Origin of the sequence: Pannonibacter phragmitetus, assembly GCF_050510895.1 — a bacterium.
GTDB classification, from domain to species: domain Bacteria; phylum Pseudomonadota; class Alphaproteobacteria; order Rhizobiales; family Stappiaceae; genus Pannonibacter; species Pannonibacter phragmitetus_B.
Window position 1 is genome coordinate 3,465,584 of the sequence record NZ_JBNINT010000001.1, and the last position, 21,459, is coordinate 3,487,042.

Below are 21,459 nucleotides of genomic sequence, written 5' to 3' on the forward strand. Positions count from 1 at the left end.
TCAGGACCCGGTGATGGCGGCGCCCTGCACTTCAGCAGGCTCTGGCAGCGCATCCCCCAGATGCGGCTGCACCACGGACACATCCAGACCCAGGCCTGCCAGTGCAGAGCGGAACCAGTCGCCCTGCTCACCCCATTGCTTGCGGAGGTCGGCAGGCGGCGATCCGGTCTGAATGATCAGGATTGAAGACATGCGTGAACGCCCCCTTGTTATGGCGGGCAGAAAATAAGAGGGCTTTGTGGAAATCACCAGCGGTCTGTGGATGGCCCGCCGTAGTTCGCGGACTTGATCAGGCTGGCGCAAGCTGTGGGCTGCAGATTGCCGTCAACAACCTGCAGCCATAAGGCGGGTAGAGAAAAAGGGAGAGAAATCAGACGCGTTCCACCTGGGTGGTGGCGCTGCGGCGGGCATCCTGCGCAGGACGGGCAGCAGCTTCCTGGGGCTGAGCCTTGAGCATGTAGCCGATGTAGCGCTTGGATTCGACCGGATCATATCCAAGGCGCGCCTTGAGCTTCTTGCGAAGCTTGGAGACGTGGCTTTCAACAACGCACTCGTCGACTTCCTCATTCATGAGGCCGTAAACGGCGTTGTAGATCTGGGTTTTGGTAACGCGGCGTCCATGGTTGCGCGCAAGATATTCCAGAATGCGGCGCTCACGGCGTGGCAGCTCGAACACCTCACCGCCGACGAGGGCATCACGGCCATCGAAGAAGACCTTGATGCGGCCGACTTCGAGATTGTCCGCCTCGGTCATGGTGCGGCGGCGGATGGCGCCGACACGCGCGAGGATCTCGCGCACATGGATCGGCTTGCGCAGCACATCATCAACGCCACAGGCAAACAGCTCCAGCGTCTGGTCGAGGCTCGGCCGCTCATCCAGCGCCAGAATTGGTGCCTGATCGCAATAGGACCGGATCAGACGCGGAAAATCGGGCCGTTCCTCACATTCGCCCAGAAGAAAGGCCTCAATCGAGGCCAGATCATCTTCTGATGCGGTTTTCACCCATTCCGGAAGCTCGGACGGGGTTAATGCCATACAGGCAAAACCTTCACGCTCGAAACCGGCGGCATAACCTGCCGTGACGATTTCACGCGAGTCGACAATCACAAACATGGTGTTTTCCCCAACACAGCCTTGCAATCAAGTGGTATGGGGAGAAGACGCTCGCGTCAAACATAACATGAAGAAACAGGGCAAAAAACCTGTGATTTTGACCTATAATCCGTAACACCGAGGTTGAATATTTTAGATAAATGCGACGCTGCAGCAGCGATGCGAAAAAATCGATTAAATTCATGTCACTCAGATATTGTGATTCGCACCCTTGGGCACGGCCACATCATGTGACATTTGTGAAATTATAGTGACACAACATGAGCGGCGCAAGGGGCTTTCTGCCCCTATTCTTCCGTAGCGTCATTTTCTGCTATGAGGAGAGAGCCCTTGCCAGATCCCCAAATGGATCAGATGACGGCAACCCTCGCGCGTCCTGTCTCATGAACTCATAGATCCGCGGCACAAGTTGCACGGCTTTGTCGAGCGCCGGATCACTGCCTGCCTGATAGCCGCCCATCAACCGAAGGTCACGGGTATCTTCAAAGCGAGATATCATGGCTTTCAGCCGCAGGATCAGCTCCCGTTCCTCCGGTGTCCAGGCATGCAGAGACAGACGCGAGACTGAGGACAGGATATTGACCGCCGGATAGCGGCCAGCGTCAGCAATAGCGCGGTCGAGAACGATATGGCCATCCAGCACACCGCGCATCGTGTCGGCCACAGGGTCATTGTGATCGTCGCCATCCACCAGCACCGAGAAGACGCCGGTAATCGCGCCCTCCCCTTCAGCTCCAGGTCCGGCCCGCTCCAGCAGGCGGGTCAAATCGGAGAAAACGCTTGGCGTATAGCCACGGGCAACCGGAGGCTCACCAGCCGCCATCGCCACATCACGGGCCGCATGGGCAAAACGGGTGGCGGAATCGATGATCAACAGCACAGACTGGCCGAGACCGCGGAAATACTCCGCGACGCTCATGGCCGTGCGTGGGGCGAGACGCCGCATCATGGCGCTCTCGTCACCGGTTGCCACGACCACAACGGACCGCTCCAGCGCATCGCCCAGCACATCCTCGACGAACTCGCGCACTTCACGCCCACGCTCGCCCACAAGGCCGACGACCACGGTGTCGAAATCGCCCGACCCTGCAAGCATCGCCAACAGCGTGGACTTTCCAACGCCGGACCCGGCGAAGACGCCGATACGCTGGCCGACACAAAGCGGTGTGAACAGGTCAATGACCTTGACGCCCGTGCGCACAGGCTGGCGCGCGCGGGCGCGCTCCAGCATCTGGGGCGGCTCGTTGTCGAGGGACATGGTTGTTGCACTGCTGCGCAGGGGACCCTTGCCATCCGCGGCCTGCCCAAGCGCATTGACCACCCGGCCCTTCCAGGAATGATGCGGATGCACCGTCAGCGCACCTTTGCGCCAGGCGCGGGCGCCGATGCCAATATCAGCCAGATTGCCATAGGGCTTCACATAGACATCATCCTCATCCAGGCGGATGATCTCGCCGCGCCGCTCGCCGCCCTTGCCTTCAAGTGAGACAAGATCGCCAATGCAGACAGAGCGCGACAACCCGGTGACGCGGATGACACCAGGTGTCACCTGAATGACCCGGCCACCGATCCGGACCGGGTCAACTTCCTTGGAGGCCGCTGAAATGGCAAGCGCCAGCCGTTCAAGCGCGGGCATCGCGGATCAGATCCTTGTGACGGTTGCGCAAGGTTTCCAGCACATCAAGGGGCAGACGGTTTGCAGGATGCTGGATAACCGCATCCAGCGCGGGCGGTTGTTCGTTATGCTGCGCTTGGGAACCGGAAGACGGCTTTGGCAGCGGCGCAGAAACGCTAGCAGGCTCAGAGAGCCAATGCGTCAGGTTCACGGGCGCAGCTGCGGCCACATCTCGCGAGCGGGCAACACGCATGCCCAGCAAATCGTCTGTTTTGACGCCCTGCGAAGACGCTGAGGCATCATCCTTAGCCAGCTCAACAATATCAGGCTTACCCGAAGGAAGGCCTGTCTCATCTGGCACCTGCCCAACAACCGCTTGCGCGTCTTCCACCGCGTCCTGCGTCTGCAGGGCGTCATTTATTGCGGAGCCAGCCATGGCGTAGCCGAGCATGCCGGCCATGCCAAGCGGGCCGCCGAGAGCCAGCCCGTAAAGCGCATGCCCCGCGTGCCGGGCGCCGTCCGAGATCTCGTCTCCCGTCACATTCCGGTAAACCTCACCAATGACAGGCAGATGCTGGAAAGGGTTGATGATATCGACGATATCGCGAAACCCCAGGCCTCCGCCGGCTTCACTGGTGGAGACATCTGCGGTCTCGCGGGATGAAGCGACACTGCCAAGGGAGCCATGCGGCTTGACCGGAGGCACAGCCCCCAACGGCGTCACGAGGCCGCTCCCAGATCGCGCACAGCCTGTGACTGGGTGTCATTGCTGGTATCGATCATCTTCGACGCACTGTCGAAGGCGCGGGTCAGCATGATCAGCTTGGTCATCTCACGGATCGGGTTGATGTTGGAGCTTTCCGTATAGCCTTGCACGATGCTTGCCGTATCAAAGGCCTGCACCGGCTCTGCCGGCTGATCCGGGATGACACCGGAATTTTCAAAGCGGCTGAGCTTTGCATCATCGGGAATGCGGAACAGGCCAACCGCACCGGCAATATCCTCGCCCTGCGTCACCGTTCCGTCCGGCCCGATGCGCGGCATGCCCTGATTGAGATCGAGCTGAATCGGCAGTCCGCCAGCATCGAGAAGATCATGACCATTCAGCGTGCGCAGAACGCCATCGACGTCAATCTTCATGCGCCCGTCACGGGTGTAGGCAACCGTGTCTCCAGCACGGATGGCAAACCAGCCATCGCCATCAACCGCCAGATCCAGAGGATTGTCCGTCTTGGTCACTCCACCCGCCTGCCGGGAGATATAGGTTTCACCGGCCGTGGCAAAACTGACCGGATCAGCGCCAGCCTTGGACAGGATTTCGGCGAACTTCACCTCATCAGCGCGGTAGCCGGCCGTGTTCATGTTGGCGAGATTGCGGGCAACCGTTTCCAGCCGGTTGGAGAGCGCGACCTGAGCCGAGAGAGCGACATAAAGTGCAGACTGCATGGATCAACGTCCTCCGAGCCTGAGAGCCTGGATTTGTGAGAGCAGGCCCTCGCCAATGGCTGCTGACGAACCGGGCCCGGCCATGATGAGGGTCGCAATGGAAGAGGTTGCAGGGGTGCCGTTCTGGAAGTCCCACAGAGTGGCAAAGCGGCGCAGGAAGGTGTCGAGCTTCGCCGGGTCCTTGAACTCGTCGAAGTTCAAGCGCTGTTCCAGAACGGCGGCCTGCTTGTCAATGTTGGCCATGGCGAAACTCTCGGGCATGCCAAGCGACGTATAGACCACCTTCACGAGCGCCTTGTCCGCCAGGATATCAAAGGGACCTGTAATGCTGGCCGCCTTGCGCTCAAAATACAGCGCAAGCCGGATGGCTTCGTTCTGGCTGCCAGAGTTCACTTCAAGCGTTTGCCGGACATAAGCGTCGACAACAGGCTGCTTGGCACGTTCAAAGGACGTCGCCGTGTCACCATAGCGGGCGAAGTTGAAAGTCTTCACGAACTCCGCATAGCGCTTGTCCGAAAGCTTGTTGGCAAAGGTGGACCTGCTATCCACCCCTTCCTCAAGCGCCTTTTTCATGAAGGCCTTGGCGTAGTCCATGTCCTCAAGACCGAACGACTTCATCGCATATTTGAAGATACGCGTATCTTTCAGAAAATCATCGATCGTTTTGATATTCTCGATGTTCTTCAGATAGTATTCTGTCTCGCGCTCAACCTGCGGCTCCTTGGCGGTGCGCTCAAGTGTACGATTCAGATCCCGCGTCACCAATTGGTACTGGAACAATGTGCTGATCATCGGCGCAGCCCTTCCGGAGAACTTGTATCCGTCCGCACCCTTCCGGCGCGGCCAGACAGCCAGGCAACAGAAACCAGCGCGCATAGCGCACCTCTTGCATCCAGTCTTGCCGCCAAGGCTTGCGCCGGGCTGACCGGCTGCACTGCAACTCCTCCTTGCCGGTGGCTCATGGTTAATCGCGGCCCGCCAAAAACCCGGCAAAATTCAACAGCCTCGGGCAAGCCTCATCTCCTAGCGTGATGGCATTACATCCCACGCGCACCAAGCAGGAGCTGGCTCGTGACAATCATGCTGGGTCTCATCATCGCACTGGCCTCTCTCCTCGGCGGATTTTACGCCATGGGGGAAAGGTGCTGGTTCTGTGGCAACCGTTCGAAGTACTGATCATCGTCGGGGTGGCAATCGGTACATTCTTTGTCGCCAACCCGATGAAGACGATCAAGGACACCATGCGCGCCGTGCAGGAAGCGGTGGCCAACGCTGTGCCAAAGAAGCGCGACTACCTCGATATCCTCGCGCTGCTCTATGCGTTGATGCGCGAGCTGCGCTCCAAGGGCCGCAACGAGGTTGAGCCGCATATCGAGAACCCTCAGGATTCCGAGATTTTCCGCGCGTTTCCGACCGTCTACCGCAACAAGAACCTGACGACCTTCGTCTGTGACTATTTCCGGCTGATCATCGTCGGCAATGCCCGCGCCCATGAGATCGAGGCGCTTATGGATGAAGAGCTGCAGACGGTGCACCGCGACCAGATGAAGCCCTACTATGCATTGTCCGCCGTTGGCGAAGCTTTTCCGGCCATCGGCATCGTTGCTGCGGTGCTCGGCGTTATCAAGGCCATGGGTGCCATCGACCAGTCACCGCAGATCCTGGGAGCCCTGATCGGTTCGGCCCTCGTCGGCACGTTCCTTGGCATTTTCCTGTCCTATGCGCTGGTGGCCCCCGTCGCCCACAAGGTGAAGGGCGTGCGCGAAGCGCGGCTGCGCCCTTATGTGATCGTCAAGCAGTCCCTCCTTGCCTTCATGAATGGCGCGCCTCCTCAGGTCGCCCTTGAGCATGGACGGAAGACCATCTCGGCCTCGGACCGCCCCTCCATCGATGAAGTTGAGAACGAGACCATGAACTCTGGCGGCGTGGGCGAAAGCGCCCCGGAAATGAAGGGAGCGGCGTAAGTCATGCTTGATCACGCTGCCAACTCGTTCCATTCGGAACGCGCCCAGATCACCGACCGCCTGCTGGATGCCGCTGGCATCTCCGTCGACCGGTTGCCGATGCTGCCGGTGCTCTTCGACCGCATGGCTCGTGTCTTTGCCGATGCGATGCGTCAGAAGTCGGCCTCGCCGTCCTACATTTCCGTCTCCGATATCGGCAACGAGCGTATCGGCGATGTTTTGGATGTCTACGAATCCAACGCCCTGGTCGCTGTGCTCTATTCGCCGGAATGGGACACGCGCCTGCTGATCGGCTTTGACCGGGACTTCATCTTCACAATGATTGACGTGCTGTTCGGCGCTGACGGCACTGAGCCGCCGATTGACGAGGAGCGCACTTTCTCCTCCATCGAGACGCGCATTGCCCGTACGGTCTTTGAAGTGGCCGCAAATGCGTTGCAGGAATCGTTCAGCCCCATCGCCGAGACGACGCTGAAGATCGAACGTGTCGAAAGCCGCATGGACTTCGCCATTATTGGCCGCCGCAACAATCCGGCCGTTGTCGCACGCCTCTTGCTTCAGGCCATCGGCCGTGGCGGCGAGATCTTCGTCGTGATGCCGCACTCCACACTCAACCCGCTGCGCCAGCGCCTGTCGCAGGTGCTCTCGGGTGAAATGGCGGGGCGCGACAAGCAATGGACCCAGCATTTCCAGGCAGAGATCCAGCGCACGGAAGTGAAGCTTCAGGCCGTTCTGGAAGAACGCGAACTGACGCTGGGCGAAATCGCCAACATGAAGATTGGCCAGATCATTGAGCTGCAGGCCACGCCCCGCAGCCCGGTTAAGCTGGAGTGCAACCAGCAGCCCATCTTCAACTGCCGTCTCGGACAACTGGACGGCTCCTACACCCTTCAGGTCGAAGACCTGATCCATCTGGAAAAGGATATCGTCGATGATCTCCTATCTCGTTGATGCGGTGCTGTTGATCGCTCTGGCGATCACGAGCTTCAAGATGGTGACCATGTACCGGGAGCTGCGCCGGCTGGGATCCTATCATGAGGACTACCAGCGGATCTTTGACCAGACGGCGCTGGCTCTTGACGGGATCGAGGTGTCGGTCAAGGAGCTCAACGTCCGCGGAGCCCAGGTGCTCAACGCACTTGGCGCCAGGATGGACGATGCAAGGGAACTCATTGCCGAAATCGACGCCCTCACCCGGGAAGCCAAGCGCCAGCAATCTGTCCTCAGGTCCGAGCTGAAGCAGCTTTCCACCGAAGTCGCGATGCGTGCCAAGGCCGGACATATCGAGCCACCTGCCAGCGACATGGTGTCCACGGTTGTCGAGACGGTTCTGCGTCACGCCACACCGGCAGCAGGCGACACCCACGAGCCAGCCGCGCCAACGGAAATGAAGGTTCATCGTCTGGATGACCTGGCCACCGGCCCGTTCCGATCCGTATCCATCCACCGCAAGGATGATCTGACATGAGCAGCAATGATATGAACGAGACCCCTTCCGCCAAGGCCGCAGGTGCGGCTGAATTTGCCAAGGTCGAAACCGGCGGATCCAAGAGCGCAAAGCTGACCAGCTCCGACCTGATGGGCGACGAGCGGAACCTCGACACGATCCTCGGCATTCCGGTCAACATTCAGGTCGTGCTGGGCTCGGCCACGATGCTGGTCGCCAACTTGCTGAAGCTTGGCCGCGGCGCCGTCATTCCGCTCAATCACCGTGTTGGTGAGCCGGTCGATATCGTGGTCAATGGCCGCGTGGTTGCCCGTGGCGAAGTGGTCGTCGTGGAAGACGACAACTCCCGCTTCGGCGTTTCGCTGACCGAAATCATCAGCGCCCAGAACAGCCTGCTTGACGCCTGAAACCAGGCCGTGCAGCGCATGAGCAATTTCAAGGCATGATGCGCAAGCCTCTCAAAGCCTTGGCAGAACTTAAGCTGCAGGAGAGACCGCAAAAATGAATGCGAGCACATCTGCCGAAACCCTCATGCCGACGCGCACCCTGAAGGGAACGCAGAAAGTCGCGGCGCTTCTTCTGGCGCTCGGCAAGCCCAGCTCGCGCCGGCTGCTGCAGCATTTTGATCAGGAAGAAATCCGCATGATCACAGTCGCTGCAGCTCAGCTCGGCACTGTGGCGGCAGAGGAGCTCGATCAGCTCGCCGAAGACTTCATCATGCAGTTCTCCAATGGCACCACTTTGTATGGCACGCCAAATGAAGTGGAGAAGATGCTGGAGGGTGTGCTTCCCGAGGAGCAGCTTTCCGACATCATGTCTGACGTGCTCGGTAACTCGAACCGGTCGATCTGGGACAGGATCGCCACCGTTTCGGAGACCGTGCTCGCCAATTATCTGATGAAGGAACACCCCCAGACGGCGGCCCTGATCCTGTCGAAGATCAGGCCGGCTGCCGCTGCAAAGGTGCTCAGCCAGCTGCCACCGGATCTGCGCAACCAGCTTATGCGCAGGATGCTGTCCATCAAGGCCATCGTCCAGGAAATCATGCGCGACGTCGAAAAGACGCTGCATGAAGACTTCATGCTCAACCTCTCGGGCACGATGGAAGCTGATTCCTATGCGCGCATGGCGGACATCCTCAACAAGATGGACCGCGACCACATGGAAGATGCCTTGTCGAGCCTCACGGACGCACGGCCAAAATCGGCGGAACTGCTGAAGGGACTGCTCTTCACCTTCGACGATATCATCAACCTGAACGCCCGTACGCGCATGGCCATCTTCGATCAGATCCCAACCGACCGGATTGTGCTGGCGCTGAAGGGAACCGACCGCGCCTTCCGCGAGGTAATTCTGTCGTCGATGACATCGAGGACGCGCAAGATCGTGGAACACGAGCTGGCGGGCGGCGAACCGGCCGGACAGCGCGAAGTGCTTCAGGCGCGCTCCTCCATCACGGATCTTGCCCTGGAAATGGCAGGCCGCGGAGAGATCGACCTCAATCCGAAGCAGGAGGACAGCGCCGTCCTGCGGTAAGCCTGGCGCACACTCCCCGGCAGAAGCCGGGGCAATGGCCCCTGCCGTACAGCAGGGCAGACGAACTGGCAAACCGGTGGACGCGTAGATGTCAGATCAGGACGACAAGGACTCTAAAACAGAGGAACCGACAGAGAAGAAAATCAGGGATGCGATCGACAAGGGAAACATACCTGTTTCCAAGGAGGCCTCGATCCTCTCCGCCTTTCTGGCTGTTTTGCTGATTGGAAGTTTCGTCATTTCGCCGGGTGTCCAGCGTCTCAGTGGCGGGCTCTCGGGTTTCATCGACAATGCGGGGGATACAGCATTGGAAATGGATCGGATGCAATCCAGCTCACCCATGCCCTCAGCCTGGATCTGGGGCTGTTCCTCGCGCCCATCGTTGCGATGCTCATGGTCGCAGGCCTCGCGGCTTCGTTCTTCCAGAACGCACCGAAGGTGGTCCTCACCCGCATCAAGCCGGAGCTGTCGCGCCTTTCGCTCTCGAAAGGCTGGAGCCGGCTTTTCGGAATGCAGGGGCTTGTCGAATTCGGCAAGTCGGTTTTCAAATTCACCGCCATCAGCCTGGTCGCATTTCTGCTGCTGCGCTCGAACGCCAACGCGCTGGTGAATGCCATGTTCACCGACCCTTCCGCCCTGCCGGAGACCATTCTCCATCTGTCAATGAAGCTGCTTTCGGGCATCTGCATTGCCACGATTGTTCTTGTGGCCGTCGATCTGCTGTGGGCCCGCATGCACTGGCGCCAGAACCTGCGCATGAGCAAGCAGGAGCTGAAAGACGAGTTCAAGCAGGCAGAAGGCGACCCGTTGGTGAAGGCCCGCCAGCGCTCGCTTGCCCGCGACAGGGCACGCAACCGGATGATGGCCGCCGTGCCGAAGGCAACGCTTGTGATCGCCAACCCGACCCATTTTGCCGTAGCCTTGCGCTACGAGCGCGACGAAACGGCCGCCCCGATTGTTGTTGCCAAGGGGCAAGACCTGATTGCGCTCAAGATCCGGCAAATTGCAGAGGAAAACAACATTCCCGTCGTAGAGAACCGTGAGCTTGCCCGTTCACTTTATGCGAGTACCGAATTGGAAAGAATGATTCCGCCGCAATTCTATAGAATGGTTGCGGAAATTATCTGTTACGTGTATTCGCGCAAGACAGTGAAGGTCGTGTGATGCACGAGAGTTTTGAGGGCTTCGACATGAGCATGGGTTCCTTCAGCCAGATGCCCCGGATTCCGGGTTCGGTGCGCTTGCGGGAAGAAGCTCTTGCACAGGCCGTTTCTGACGTTGCCGAAGAGCTTCGCCTGATCGACGTCACGGACTTGATCGCCTTTGTGCGCACTGAAAAGCACGCCAATATCTCAGACCTCGTGAAATCCTCGACAGAGCTCTTCTTCAAGAACGAGACCCTGCGCTACGGCCTCGGCGCCCATGTCGAAGCGGATTGGGACACGACGCCGGATGTCCGCCTGGACCTGGAGTTCCGCAACAACGGTGTCTGGATCTATTTCAGTTTGACCCTGAATGCCCGCGGCTCGAGCGTCGAGATCCATCACATCGAGTTTGCCGACCCGTCGGAAGATCCAGAAGAGAATACCCGGCGCCTTGTCGAGGCGCTGGCAGATGCCCGCCTGAAACCGCTGCCTCAATAGGGCCAGTGGTCCCGCCGCGAATGTGTCGTGATTTGAGCTGACTCAGGTGCCCTGCATACGTGCAGTGATCAGGGCTCTTCCGGCCAGGAGGGCATTCGCGCAGCGGCTACCTTCTCCAACCGCATTCAAAGACCGACAGCGGGCATCCGCCAACCTGGGTGATATCTGCCCATGGTTCGCCTGAGGAGCCTGAAGGCACAATGCCCCCTGCCAAGGGTCTGAAATGGGATGAGGCGCCGCAGACAGTTTCGGCTGCCTCATCCGGCACGTGAGCCAAGCAGGGTCTTGCAGCAGGGCGGGACGCTGAGCAGAAGATGCAGATGATCCGGAGCCTGAACCGAACTCAGTTCAATGCGACAGAACGTCGGACTTCGTGAAGTAGTTGAACTCCTCGACGAGGATCTCCTGCACGAGATTGTTGCCAAGCCGCGTGTTCACCGCATCCCGGACCTTGGTCTTGAGGCCTTGGATATCATAGCGCTCAAGCTTGCGGAAATTCAGGGTCTCATCAGTGTAGAGAAGACGGAAGGTCTCATCGATGATGAACGGCTGTGGCTTTATGGCGCTCTTGCGCAGTGCATCGCCATCCGCCGTGAACACGAGCTGCACCACCACATATCCCTGCAGTGCGCCATTCTCGATGATCGGCACGTTGATGGCTCGCAGCTGCTCGTAGTCAATGCCGACCATGACGCGCTCGTCCCTGGCCGCCCCGTTGCCGTCCTGCGTCATCCAGTGGACAGCGGCATAGGAGGCGCCAAGCGTCGTCAGGCAAACCCAAAGGCCGGCAAAAGAAGCCGCATCATGGGCGGGCCCTTGCGTGTTCAAGGGAATAGGTGCCGTCAGAGTCGGCATCGAGCATCGCCTGGGAAATCATCCCCGCAATCTCACGGACAGCATCCAGATGCAGCGAAAGCACCTGCATGTTGGCTTCCAGCGCGGCACGCAGACGCCTCAGTTCCGTGGCGACGGCGATGTCGCGCTCTCCATCCCCGCCTGGCGCAAGCAACGTCCGGCTGGCGCGGGCAAGCTCAAGCAGCGCCTGACTCTTGCGGAACTCGAAGGCACGAAGATCTGCCGTGCCCTGTTCGCGCAGAGCGGCCGTTTCAGCCTCAACCACCGTATGTGCCTTGATGATGGCCATGATCAGAAGATCATTCACATAGGCCGGCAGGGCAACAGGCGGAACAATCTCTGCATTTTCTTCGTCAGACATGTCAGGCTGCGGCTCCATCACGCGGTTTCCCGCTGGCCAAGGGTCTTGGCGATAAGCTCTGCGATACCAATGCCGCCACGTGCGGCCATCTGGTTACCGATCTGCTCAGCCAGCATGGATTTCCAGATGCCTCCGGCTGTACCGGAGCCGAACACGCTTTCCGCATCTTCAGGCAGAATTCCTTCCACCATCTGCTGCATCATCAGCGCTTCAAACTTCTGGGCCGGAGACAGCGTGCGCGTGTTGAGGGCCGTGTCGTTCAGCATCGCCACACGCGCTGAACCGGTGGAGCCGATGGCAGGCATGAAGCCGTCAATGGGCCACTGCGAGCCATCCAGCCCGCGGCCACCTGAAAGGCCGGCCGCAGCCATGGCGTCTTCAAACAGACCGCTGTCACCAGTAGCCGAATAGGCAAGGCTGTCGAGCTTGGCGGCCGCCGCCCGGATCTGCTGCGGATCAGCAGCGCGGGCGACATCGAGGACGATGTCGGAAATCGGAGAAATCGCCATGGCAAAGGTCCTCGTCACGCCTTCATTGCTTTGGAGACTAGATCGTCCAGCTTGTGGGAGGCTTGCGTTGCCGCGCCCACGTGCCGCTCCAGAATTTCTGCGAGGCTCAAGTGCTCCTCCGCCTGGCGTTCAAGCTTGGCAACAGTCTCAAGGCGCCGCTCGGTGAGCTTCAGCATACGGCCCTGGCGGGCCATTTCCGTTTCCACCTTCTCCCGCGCCGCAGAAAGTTGCGCCTGTTCCTCGGCGATGGTTTTCAGGCGCTGTGAGGCATTGCGGATGAAGCGGTCGTGCATGGCGAGGTCGCCCTCGGACAGGGCCCGCAGCACGCGGTCCTGCTTCTCGGCAAGCTGCTCGTCCTGACGGTCGAGATTGACCAGCATCCAGGCTGACAATTGATGGATCTGGCGCTGCAGCTTGAGAATGCGCCCGATTTCCTTGCTGTTCTTCGACATTGTTGCCTCAACCGAATCTGAGCCAGGTGGCATAGCCGTCAAGAAAGAGCGTGATCGCCTCACCCATGACGACAAAGAGAAAGTACATGCCGCCCGCAATCAGAAACGGAGTGGCAATGAAGTAGACCGGGATCTGCGGCGTCAGCTTGTTCAGGAGCCCCAGGGCAAAGTTGATGACAACGGCGTAGATCACGAAAGGGCTGCCAATACGCAGCGCAAGCCAGAATGCTTCGGACAGCCGGTCCGTCAGCTGTGCGAGCCCAGCCGCAGGGTCGATGGCGGCGCCAGGTGGCAGGGCGTTGTAGCTTTGTGCCAGCGCCCGGAAGAGCTCCCAGTGCTGGTTGGTGATGAAGATCATCGCCGTGGCCGTCAGCGTCATCAGACTGGCCAGCGGCGGCAGAGCCTCGTTGCCCTCGATGGCCATGCCCGGCATGTTCGACAAGCCGATGGACATGGCAATGAAGGTGCCAATCATCTCCAGCCCGGCGATGAAGCAGCGCCCCATGATGCCGATCAGCAGACCCGTGAACAGCTCGCTCAGGATGAAGCGCCCGACCGTCTCCAGATCTGTGGCCGGCATCGCCGTCTGGATCAGAGGCGTCAGCATCGGCGCAAGCGCAAGCGAAGCCGAGATCGCCACGAAGAGCCGCACCTTCACCGGCACGCGGTCGCTGCCGAAGCCCGGCACCACCATCAGGCAGACGCCGATCCTGCAGAACAGCATGAAGGTGGCCAGCAGCGCCTCGACGCCGAACTGGGACAGGACCGCCCCGGCCATGGTCAGGACACGCTGCCAATTGTTTCCACATCCACCCCTCGCGCGATTTCAAGATGTGAGAGCACCGGCAGGGTCGGGAACATGCGTTCCACGATCATGCGCACATAGGGGCGGGCATCAGGTGCCGCCACAACGGCAAAGCGTTTGCCCGCAGCAACCAGTGTCTTGACGGTCTGGGACATCTGGGTACCGAAGTCCTCGACCAGCTGCGGCTCGATATCGAACTCGACAACTTCGCCCTTGCTGTCACGCTTCAGGCTCTGATGGAACGCCAGGTCCCAGCGGTTGCCGAGACGCAGCACATGCAAGGGGCCGCCTTCCGCCAGATCACCGCAGATCTGCTGGGCGATACGCATGCGCACATGCTCCACCACCTGCTCTGCGCGGCGCACATGCGGCACGATCTCGGCGACGGCTTCCAGGATCAGATGCAGATTACGGATCGAGACGCGTTCGGACAGGAGCAGCTTGAGCACCGCCTGAAGGCCTGAGAAGGAAATGTGGGAGGGGCAGATATCCTCGATCAGCTTGCGGTATTCCGGGTCCAGCCGGTCCAGAAGGTTGCGCATATCCTTGTAGGACAGCAATTGCGGCAGGTTGTTGCGGATCACTTCCGACAGATGCGTCAGGATCACCGTGTTGTTGTCCGCCGGCATGAAACCATCACGCTTCAACTCGTCCTGATAGGCCATCGGCACCCAATAGGCAGGCATGCCAAAGGCGGGCTCCCGCGTCGGCTCGCCCAGCATCGGTAGCGGATGATCGTCGCTGGCCATCACCAGAAGTTCGCCGACCTTCACCTCCTGCGCCGCCACCACGGTGCCGTGGATCTTGATCTGATAGCCTTTTGGCGGAAGCGTCAGGCTGTCGGAGACCCGGATATCGGGCACGACAAATCCATATTGCTCAGCGAACTTGCGGCGCATGCGTGCGACACGGCGGGCCAGTTCGCTGTGCCCGATCAGAAGCTGGGCGGCGACCTGCTTGCCAAGGCAGAGCTCGATCTCCGCAGTCTTGAGGGACTCCTTGACGGACTCCTTGCTTTCGCGCTGTGCCTTGGCTTCCTCCGCATCGGCCAGCGCCTTGGCCATCTTGCGCTTTTCTTCCAGCTTGCGCGGGATGGTGTAGCCAATGAAGGCCATCAGGCCGCCAAGCAGGGCGAAGGGGATCGTCGGCAGGCCAGGCATCAGCGCCATGATGCCCATCAGCATCGCCCCGACAAAAAGGGCGCGTGGATAGGCGCCGAGCTGCCCAAGAACCGCTTTCTCGGCGATACCGCGGGTGCCGCCCTTGGACACAAGAAGACCGGCCGCCAGTGACACGATCAAGGCCGGGATCTGCGAGACAAGACCATCACCAACTGACAGCTTGACGAAGACATCCGCCGCCGTCGACAGATCCATGCCATAACGCGTGGTGCCAATGACAATGCCGCCCAGAATGTTCACGGCCGTAATGATGAGGCCGGCGATGGCATCACCACGTACAAACTTGGACGCACCATCCATGGCACCGAAGAAGGAGCTTTCCTCTTCCAGCTCCCGGCGGCGCGACTGCGCTTCCTTGTCATCGATGAGACCGGCGGACAGATCCGCATCGATTGCCATCTGCTTGCCGGGGATCGCATCCAGCGTGAAACGCGCACCCACTTCGGCGATACGGGTCGCGCCTTTGGTTATGACGAGGAAGTTCACCGTGACCAGAATGGCGAAGACGATCAGGCCGATGACGAAGTCACCGCTCATGACGAATTGGGAGAAGCCATAGATCACGTGGCCTGCGGCCGTCACGCCCTGATGCCCTTCGGACAGGATGACGCGTGTCGTGGCGATGTTGAGCGCCAGGCGCAGCATCGTTGCGATCAGCAGGATGGTCGGAAAGGACGAGAAGTCGAGAGGCTTCTGGATCCACAGCGCGACCATCAGGATCAGCACCGACAAGGCAATCGACAGGGCAAGACCCGTGTCGATCATGAAGGCCGGGATTGGCAGGAAGAGAACGGCGAGGATCAGCGCGATGCCAATCGCAAAGCCGATATCGCGGCGGCTCTCCGGCTTATCCGGTCCGCTCGTTGATACGACTGTATCGGACATACCCACTCCCGGTCACACTGTATCGCTGCACCAACTGTGCCCGGTGAAGCTTGCGCGAACATGGTGCGCCGGGGAGTAGAGCGGCAATGGCAGGCATCAGGATGGCCGGCCCCTTATGCAGGCTCAAAGGGCTCCGCAGAATCTTGCGTCAGAAGCCGGTTTCGATCCGGCCATAGACCAATGCAGTGAGCGAATAGATCTGGGCCCCGATGAAAGGGCCGGCAATGACAATCATGGCAAGAATGGCGACGATCTTGGGAATGAAAGTCAGCGTCACTTCCTGCACCTGCGTCAGAGCCTGCATCAGGGCAATCGAGACACCGACGACCATTGCCGGAATAATCGCCGGTGCGGATCCGGTGATGATCGTCCAGATCGCGGTCCGCACCAGGTCAAGCGCGTCAGCCTCGTTCATGATCAGGAGATCTTCACACCTGGGCCAAGCAGAATGCCCTTGCCGTTGTCGAGGCCGAGAACGGTGCCATCGGAGTAGACTTCCACGGACTTGACGATGCCCGTGACGCCATCTGCGTCCGTCACCGTCCGGCCGATGAGGTCGTCGACCTGGCCGAAGGACATGTTCGCCAGCATGGTTTCCAGCTTCGTGTTCATCTTGATGGACTGCTCCACCTGCGAGAAGCTGGCAAGCTGCGCCAGCTGCTGGGTGCTGTCGACCGGCTCTGTCGGATCCTGATTCTTCATCTGCGCCATCATCAGCTGCAGGAAGGCATTGTAGTCCAGCATGAGCTGGTCACGTGCTGCAGTGCTGGCAGATTGGGACTGGGCTGCGCCCGCAGCACTGACACCCGGAACTGTGGTCATTTTCGTCTCCTCAGGCTGCAACAAAGCCGGCAGCGGCCGGTTCTTTCGGAAGGCTGCCCGACATGATGGCCGCCTCAACCGGATAGAGATTCCTGATGGTCTTCAGGGCATCGAACAGCCGCCCTTCTCCCATGAGCTCATCAACCTGCCCAAGACCCGAGACAATGTCCGGATTTGTGAAAGTCCTGCGGGTCGATGCCAGCAGCATGTTTGCCAGATCGCGCGCCTGCGGCGCACTGGCCGGGTCCATGAGCATGGACTGCAGCACGAAGTAGAGCTGGCGCAGCGGCGTCGTCGTCTCATGCGCCTGCAAAACGTGGTTCTCGAGCAGGAAAACGCAATTGTTGAGCAGTTCGACCGATGTCTTGCGATCGACGCGGATTACCGCACCATTGATGTAGAGCCGTTCACCGGCTTTCAGGGCAATGTGCATGGCGGTCACCCCTCAGGCTGTCACGGATGATCCCGTTGATCTCGATAATGGCGTCGAAGCTGTCCGTCTCGTAACGGCGAAGGCGCTCCAGTTCCTTGAGCACCCAGATGCCGATGGAGATCAGGTCAGCACGGATTTCCACCGGCAGCTCGTTGCTGTTCTCGGACAGGCTCTCCAGCAGGAATGTCCAGACCCGGCGCGCATTGAAGATGGCTTCGACAGCCTCACGAGACCGGACCCCATTCTCGCGTGCCAGTTCAAGCTGGCTGATGACGATCCCGAGCGCCTCACGCTCATCCTGACGCGGATCGTTTCCGAACTCATCCATCGTCTGGGCATAGGAGGACTTGTACATGGCACCTCTCTGGTGTTGGCTGCCGTCCGGCGGCGGGCCGCAAGCGGCCGCGCCGGTCAAATGGATCACAGATAGTTGAGGATGCTCAGCTTCTGCATGCGCGCGCTGACCGCATAGGAGGTTTCCAGCTGCGTCAGAGCGGTGTTGAGCCGTACCGACGTTTCTTCCGGATCAATGTGCTCAAGGGTAAGGACCCGCTTGTTGAGGATGTCGGCCTGCGTCTTGAGCCGTTCACTCGTCTCGGCCACGCGTTCCTCCACAAGCCCCAATTTACCCTTGGCATTCGTGACGCCGACAACGGCATCACCAAGAACAGAGATGGCCTTGTCGAGAATTGCCTTGTAAGCAAGGTCATTGAGACCCGTCGCCCCGAGGTCACCAATCATCGAATAGACAGAAGCAAGCTGACGGAATGCCTTTTCATTGGCGCTGACCGTCGTATCAACCGTCTCCCCTGGAGCGATGGTGTTTTTCATCAGCTCATCAGTTGCCGAAGACCAGTTGTTGCCCCAGGCGGGGTCATCGAACATCGTCTGGAAAGCACCGTCGAGGAAAGTGTTCATGTCAGCCGCAGAAATGCCTGCAGCTGCAGGATCAGACTGACTGAATCCGAACTCGGCCAGGAAGGCTGCATCCAGAGCCGCCTTGCTGGCAGACGCAGGCTGCGCAAAGTAGTCGGTCAACGGCGCTTCTCCGGTGTTGACGCCACCGAAGACATACACGCCGCCGCTCTCTGTATTCAGACGTGAAATAAGAAGCTTGAGGTTTCCCTGGGCCATGTTCTGGCCGCCGATCCTTGCCCCGTTGGCATCACGCACGGCCACAAGGGTCTTGAGCATCTCCTGCGCCGAGTTGAGAACATCGTCCATGGCGGCCTGTGTCACGCCAAGGCGCGACGTCAGCAGCGCATTTGTATCGATCGTACCCTTGAGGCGGTCGAACTCGGAGCGGACGGTCACGGCTTCTCCAGTCCGCGCACCCAGCTCAAGACCAATGTCGTAATGCCGCTGGGAGGACATTTCCTGTTTCAGCCTGTCAACCAGCGTCGTCTGGCGCATCAACTGGCTGCGGCTTGAATCAGCCATGGAGTAGGTCGAAATACGCGTCGTAGTCATGACTTACCTCACAGAGTCCAGCAGGTCCTGAAGCATTCGGTCAACAGCGGTCATCAGTTTGGCCGCCGCGCCATAGGCTCGTTCAATGTCGAGCATGAGCGTCATCTCTTCATCGAGATTGACGCCTGTGACATTCGACAAGGCACTTGCCGAGCGGGAAACGATGACGGATTGAAATTCAACATTGGCCGCTGCCGTTTTTCGTCCGGCCTCCAGCCAGCTCACAGAGGAACTTGCGAAGGTCTTGAGGGAAGACGTCGGGTCCAATCCAACCCCGGCATCAAAGACGCGGGAGGGATCGTTCATGGCGCTGACGAATTCGTTCAAGCGTCCGGTGTAACCTGCAAAACCCGCCGGATTGTAGACGTAGTTGGCACCTGCCATGCCGCCGTCCCGCAGCACGTCAAGGCTTCCGCCCTGATCGGGGTCTGCGGCCGAATTGATGCGGATGCTACCGGCCAGGCCCTGAGACAGTGTGCTCGTTGCCGGAACGGCAGGGCCGCCAGACCAGGTAAAGAGACCAGCCTGCAGCGGGCCGCCGCCTCCGGTCTGATCGCTTTCAGCGAAAGCTTCCACGAGGCCACGGGCCACTTCGTCCAGCTGGTTCTGATAGGTGACCGCCACATTGTCGCGCAGCTGCGTCAGTCCATGCAGGCGGCCAGTTGAAACCGGCATGATGGCCGAAGCGCCTGTTACCGGGACACCATCAATGAAGATGGCATTTCCCACCGTACCCGCCATGAAGGAAATTGTCGGCTCGAAGGACACCTTGCGGGCGGACGTTTCAAACAGGGTCACGCCGCTGTCCGTATAGATCACGACGCCGCCGTCCTGCTGGGTCAGCGTGGAAATGCCGATTTCTTCCGACAGAGCCAGAAGGGCCTGATCCCGGCTGTCCATGGCATCGGTGATATCTGCACCCGATGCATAGCCCTTGACGATCACCGAGTTGAGGGTCTGGATCTGACCGAGCAGATCATTGACCTTATTGATAGATGTGGCGATCTCTGCGTCGGCATCCGCGCGCACGCCCTGAACAAGACTTGTGTAGTCGTTCAGGAGCTTTGCCGTATCCTTGGCCGCCGTGAGCATGGCCTGCGCCTGGATGGAATTGCCCGGTTCAGCCGCATAATTCTGGATCGCGGCTTCAAGCTTGCCCAGCTGGGCAGCCGGAGAACGCAGGAGCTCGGTATCGCCCGTCGTGCCTGCCAGCTTGTCCAGCCCATTGGCGATCGCAAGCTGCGACGAGGCGATGGATGTTGCTCCTGACAGCGCCTTGTAAAGCCCGCTGTCAGTGGAGCGGGCGATGCCATCGACACGCACGCCACCACCGGTACCGCCCTGAGATATGACGGTGCTCAGCATGACAGACTTGCGGGTGAAGCCTGCTTGCTGCGCGCCGGCAATGTTGCGCGAGATGGTCGAGGTCTCGATTTGTCTTGCACTCAGTGCAGACTGCGCGGCCTTCAGGGCTACGGACAGGCTCATGGCAGAAGTTCCATCCTTGATCTGACGGTCAGCGTGCCAGGTTCACGAGTTCTTCCAGCAGGTCAGACCCTGCCTTGAAGACCTTGGAGTTGGCTGTGAAGGCGCGCTGGGACTCGATCATTGAAGTCAGCTCGGTTGCGATATCGACGTTGGAGTCTTCCTTGGCGCCGACCTCCAGTTTCCCGAGACCATTCTCATCCGGAAAACCGACGCGGATTTCACCGGAGTCGTTCGATGCAGAATAGATGTTGCCCGAAAGCACTGTCAGCTTGTCGGGGCTGGGCACCGTTGCCAGCGGAATGCGGTACAGCGCACGGCGGGAGCCATCCCCGTAAACGGCGCTGAGGGTCCCGTCCGAACTGAACTCCACCTTCTCAACAGCGCTTGGGGCATTGCCGTTGCGGCCCACCTCGGCGATGCCGAATTCAGCCGCCACGGAAGTGGAGCCGGACAGGTCGATGTCGAAGGTGCCGCCGTTGGGAACGGCGACGTTGATGGCCGTGGCACTCGCCGCGTCCAGCTTGCCGGTCGTGCGGCTGTAGGTCAGCGTCTGGGTCGACAGCGGGCCCGAGGCATAGGGAAGCCACCACCTGCAGCCGCATCGGCAGAGTTGAAGATGGCAACTTCCCATGTGGAGTCGCCAGCCGTCTGCGCTGTCTTCGAGTAGTAGACATCCAGCTTCACTTCGTTGCCGAGGTTATCGAAGACAACGAGCGAGGTCTTGGAGGTGTAAGCTGCGCCGGCCGCATTGCCGGAAGGCAGATTGGCCGCAGGCACGATGGCTGCATCTTCCGGAACGTTGGTCCAGAGCTTGGCAGCTGTGGTCGGCGTTGCGACAAGCTGGTTCTGGGAAACGTTGATGTTCTCCAGTCCGCCGAGACCATTGGCGACAACGGCCGGTTCTGCACCATTGGCAACCGGATAGCCCTGCAGGCGGTAACCGGCCGTGTTGACCAGAAAGCCTTCCTTGTCGACAACAAAAGCACCTGCGCGGGTCAGGGACGGCGTGCCGTCTCCATCAGCGACGACAAAAAAGCCGTTTCCGTCGATTGCAAGGTTCAGGCCTGAACTGGTGTAGCTGACCGGGCCCTGGCTGGAGATCGAATAGACCGTCTGGGCTTTCACGCCGCCGGAATTGTATTTCCCCGACCCTTGCGACAGCACCATGGAGCTGAACTCGGTCGAAGCACGCTTGTAGCCCGTGGTATTGGAGTTTGCGATGTTGTCAGCAACAGTGCCAAGCTTGCTGGACTGCGCGTTCATACCGGACACGCCGGTGCGCATAACGCCGTAAAGACTCATGGAACGTCTCCCGTTTCCAACTCTCTTGGCTGCCATTCAACGGGGTCAATCTTGCGTGAGGCTGTTGCTGGCCGTCCTGCGGGATTTTAGGGCGGTGCAGCGGGTCCCGGCAGGGAAGAAAAAGGCCCGGG

General features: G+C 59.9%; 23 protein-coding genes and 3 pseudogenes. 7 read left to right on the forward strand and 19 right to left on the reverse strand.

Features of this window, described 5'->3' with window-relative positions:
* The 6 genes from ACQB61_RS16530 to ACQB61_RS16555 form a co-directional block, all read right to left on the reverse strand.
* A complete protein-coding gene (locus ACQB61_RS16530) occupies window positions 1-192 on the reverse strand; it encodes a hypothetical protein (RefSeq protein ID WP_430513502.1) in 192 nt (63 codons plus the stop codon).
* Window positions 193-370: 178 nt separating this feature from the next.
* Window positions 371-1,114, reverse strand: a complete 744-nt coding sequence (locus tag ACQB61_RS16535) for a response regulator transcription factor (protein ID WP_430513503.1) — start codon at window positions 1,112-1,114, stop codon at window positions 371-373.
* 313 nt (window positions 1,115-1,427) lie between these two features.
* Entirely contained in the window at window positions 1,428-2,750 is a 1,323-nt protein-coding gene (gene fliI / locus ACQB61_RS16540) for a flagellar protein export ATPase FliI (protein ID WP_430513504.1), read from the reverse strand.
* Window positions 2,737-3,453 carry a hypothetical protein gene (locus ACQB61_RS16545; protein WP_430513505.1) on the reverse strand — a complete coding sequence of 239 codons (717 nt, stop codon included), beginning with the start codon at window positions 3,451-3,453 and terminating at the stop codon, window positions 2,737-2,739. The genes fliI and ACQB61_RS16545 overlap by 14 nt, the downstream gene beginning before the upstream one ends.
* A complete protein-coding gene (gene flgF / locus ACQB61_RS16550; RefSeq protein WP_430513506.1) occupies window positions 3,450-4,175 on the reverse strand; it encodes a flagellar basal-body rod protein FlgF in 726 nt (241 codons plus the stop codon). Before flgF ends, ACQB61_RS16545 begins: the two co-directional genes overlap by 4 nt.
* A gap of 3 nt (window positions 4,176-4,178) precedes the next feature.
* The gene (locus ACQB61_RS16555) at window positions 4,179-4,967 is read right to left on the reverse strand and encodes a DUF1217 domain-containing protein (RefSeq protein WP_430513507.1); all 789 of its coding nucleotides are present in this window, start codon (window positions 4,965-4,967) and stop codon (window positions 4,179-4,181) included.
* A gap of 279 nt (window positions 4,968-5,246) precedes the next feature.
* On the opposite strand from ACQB61_RS16555, the pseudogene motA reads away from it, so the two are divergent.
* From motA to ACQB61_RS16590, 7 genes and pseudogenes are all read left to right on the forward strand, one after another.
* Window positions 5,247-6,139: pseudogene (gene motA, locus ACQB61_RS16560) on the forward strand (flagellar motor stator protein MotA).
* Between the two features lie 3 nt (window positions 6,140-6,142).
* Complete coding sequence (locus tag ACQB61_RS16565; RefSeq protein WP_430513508.1) at window positions 6,143-7,090, forward strand: flagellar motor switch protein FliM; 948 nt, start codon at window positions 6,143-6,145, stop codon at window positions 7,088-7,090.
* Window positions 7,071-7,607, forward strand: a complete 537-nt coding sequence (locus ACQB61_RS16570; protein ID WP_430513509.1) for a hypothetical protein — start codon at window positions 7,071-7,073, stop codon at window positions 7,605-7,607. Before ACQB61_RS16565 ends, ACQB61_RS16570 begins: the two co-directional genes overlap by 20 nt.
* Window positions 7,608-7,717: 110 nt before the next feature.
* Window positions 7,718-7,993: a flagellar motor switch protein FliN gene (gene fliN / locus ACQB61_RS16575; RefSeq protein WP_371328666.1), complete on the forward strand. Its 276-nt coding sequence runs from the start codon at window positions 7,718-7,720 to the stop codon at window positions 7,991-7,993.
* 94 nt (window positions 7,994-8,087) lie between these two features.
* Window positions 8,088-9,122, forward strand: a complete 1,035-nt coding sequence (locus ACQB61_RS16580; RefSeq protein ID WP_430513510.1) for a flagellar motor switch protein FliG — start codon at window positions 8,088-8,090, stop codon at window positions 9,120-9,122.
* Between the two features lie 88 nt (window positions 9,123-9,210).
* A pseudogene (gene flhB / locus ACQB61_RS16585) lies at window positions 9,211-10,286 on the forward strand (flagellar biosynthesis protein FlhB).
* Window positions 10,286-10,765 carry a hypothetical protein gene (locus tag ACQB61_RS16590; RefSeq protein WP_430513511.1) on the forward strand — a complete coding sequence of 160 codons (480 nt, stop codon included), beginning with the start codon at window positions 10,286-10,288 and terminating at the stop codon, window positions 10,763-10,765. The pseudogene flhB and the gene ACQB61_RS16590 overlap by 1 nt, the downstream one beginning before the upstream one ends.
* 348 nt (window positions 10,766-11,113) lie before the next feature.
* On the opposite strand, the gene ACQB61_RS16595 is transcribed toward ACQB61_RS16590, so the two are convergent.
* The 13 genes and pseudogenes from ACQB61_RS16595 to ACQB61_RS16655 all read right to left on the reverse strand — a co-directional run bounded on the left by ACQB61_RS16595 (window position 11,114) and on the right by ACQB61_RS16655 (window position 21,328).
* Window positions 11,114-11,620 carry a hypothetical protein gene (locus ACQB61_RS16595; RefSeq protein ID WP_430513512.1) on the reverse strand — a complete coding sequence of 169 codons (507 nt, stop codon included), beginning with the start codon at window positions 11,618-11,620 and terminating at the stop codon, window positions 11,114-11,116.
* The gene (locus ACQB61_RS16600) at window positions 11,568-11,981 is read right to left on the reverse strand and encodes a hypothetical protein (protein WP_430513513.1); all 414 of its coding nucleotides are present in this window, start codon (window positions 11,979-11,981) and stop codon (window positions 11,568-11,570) included. The genes ACQB61_RS16595 and ACQB61_RS16600 overlap by 53 nt, the downstream gene beginning before the upstream one ends.
* 17 nt (window positions 11,982-11,998) lie before the next feature.
* The gene (locus tag ACQB61_RS16605) at window positions 11,999-12,490 is read right to left on the reverse strand and encodes a rod-binding protein (protein ID WP_430513514.1); all 492 of its coding nucleotides are present in this window, start codon (window positions 12,488-12,490) and stop codon (window positions 11,999-12,001) included.
* A 14-nt stretch (window positions 12,491-12,504) separates the two neighbouring features.
* The gene (locus ACQB61_RS16610; protein WP_430513515.1) at window positions 12,505-12,942 is read right to left on the reverse strand and encodes a flagellar biosynthesis protein R; all 438 of its coding nucleotides are present in this window, start codon (window positions 12,940-12,942) and stop codon (window positions 12,505-12,507) included.
* Between the two features lie 7 nt (window positions 12,943-12,949).
* Complete coding sequence (gene fliR / locus ACQB61_RS16615; protein ID WP_430513516.1) at window positions 12,950-13,720, reverse strand: flagellar biosynthesis protein FliR; 771 nt, start codon at window positions 13,718-13,720, stop codon at window positions 12,950-12,952.
* Window positions 13,721-13,722: 2 nt separating this feature from the next.
* A complete protein-coding gene (flhA, locus tag ACQB61_RS16620; protein ID WP_430513517.1) occupies window positions 13,723-15,813 on the reverse strand; it encodes a flagellar biosynthesis protein FlhA in 2,091 nt (696 codons plus the stop codon).
* A gap of 148 nt (window positions 15,814-15,961) precedes the next feature.
* A complete protein-coding gene (locus tag ACQB61_RS16625; protein ID WP_050474405.1) occupies window positions 15,962-16,228 on the reverse strand; it encodes a flagellar biosynthetic protein FliQ in 267 nt (88 codons plus the stop codon).
* 2 nt (window positions 16,229-16,230) lie between these two features.
* On the reverse strand, window positions 16,231-16,635 hold the full coding sequence (flgD, locus tag ACQB61_RS16630) for a flagellar hook assembly protein FlgD (RefSeq protein ID WP_430513518.1): 405 nt from the start codon (window positions 16,633-16,635) through the stop codon (window positions 16,231-16,233).
* 10 nt (window positions 16,636-16,645) lie between these two features.
* Window positions 16,646-17,068 carry a flagellar biosynthesis repressor FlbT gene (gene flbT, locus ACQB61_RS16635; RefSeq protein ID WP_430513519.1) on the reverse strand — a complete coding sequence of 141 codons (423 nt, stop codon included), beginning with the start codon at window positions 17,066-17,068 and terminating at the stop codon, window positions 16,646-16,648.
* Window positions 17,043-17,423, reverse strand: a complete 381-nt coding sequence (flaF, locus tag ACQB61_RS16640) for a flagellar biosynthesis regulator FlaF (protein ID WP_430513520.1) — start codon at window positions 17,421-17,423, stop codon at window positions 17,043-17,045. Before flaF ends, flbT begins: the two co-directional genes overlap by 26 nt.
* A gap of 65 nt (window positions 17,424-17,488) precedes the next feature.
* Window positions 17,489-18,538, reverse strand: a complete 1,050-nt coding sequence (locus ACQB61_RS16645; protein WP_430513521.1) for a flagellar hook-associated family protein — start codon at window positions 18,536-18,538, stop codon at window positions 17,489-17,491.
* A gap of 3 nt (window positions 18,539-18,541) precedes the next feature.
* On the reverse strand, window positions 18,542-20,026 hold the full coding sequence (flgK, locus tag ACQB61_RS16650; protein ID WP_430513522.1) for a flagellar hook-associated protein FlgK: 1,485 nt from the start codon (window positions 20,024-20,026) through the stop codon (window positions 18,542-18,544).
* Between the two features lie 28 nt (window positions 20,027-20,054).
* A pseudogene (locus tag ACQB61_RS16655) lies at window positions 20,055-21,328 on the reverse strand (flagellar hook protein FlgE).
* Window positions 21,329-21,459: the final 131 nt, after the last annotated feature.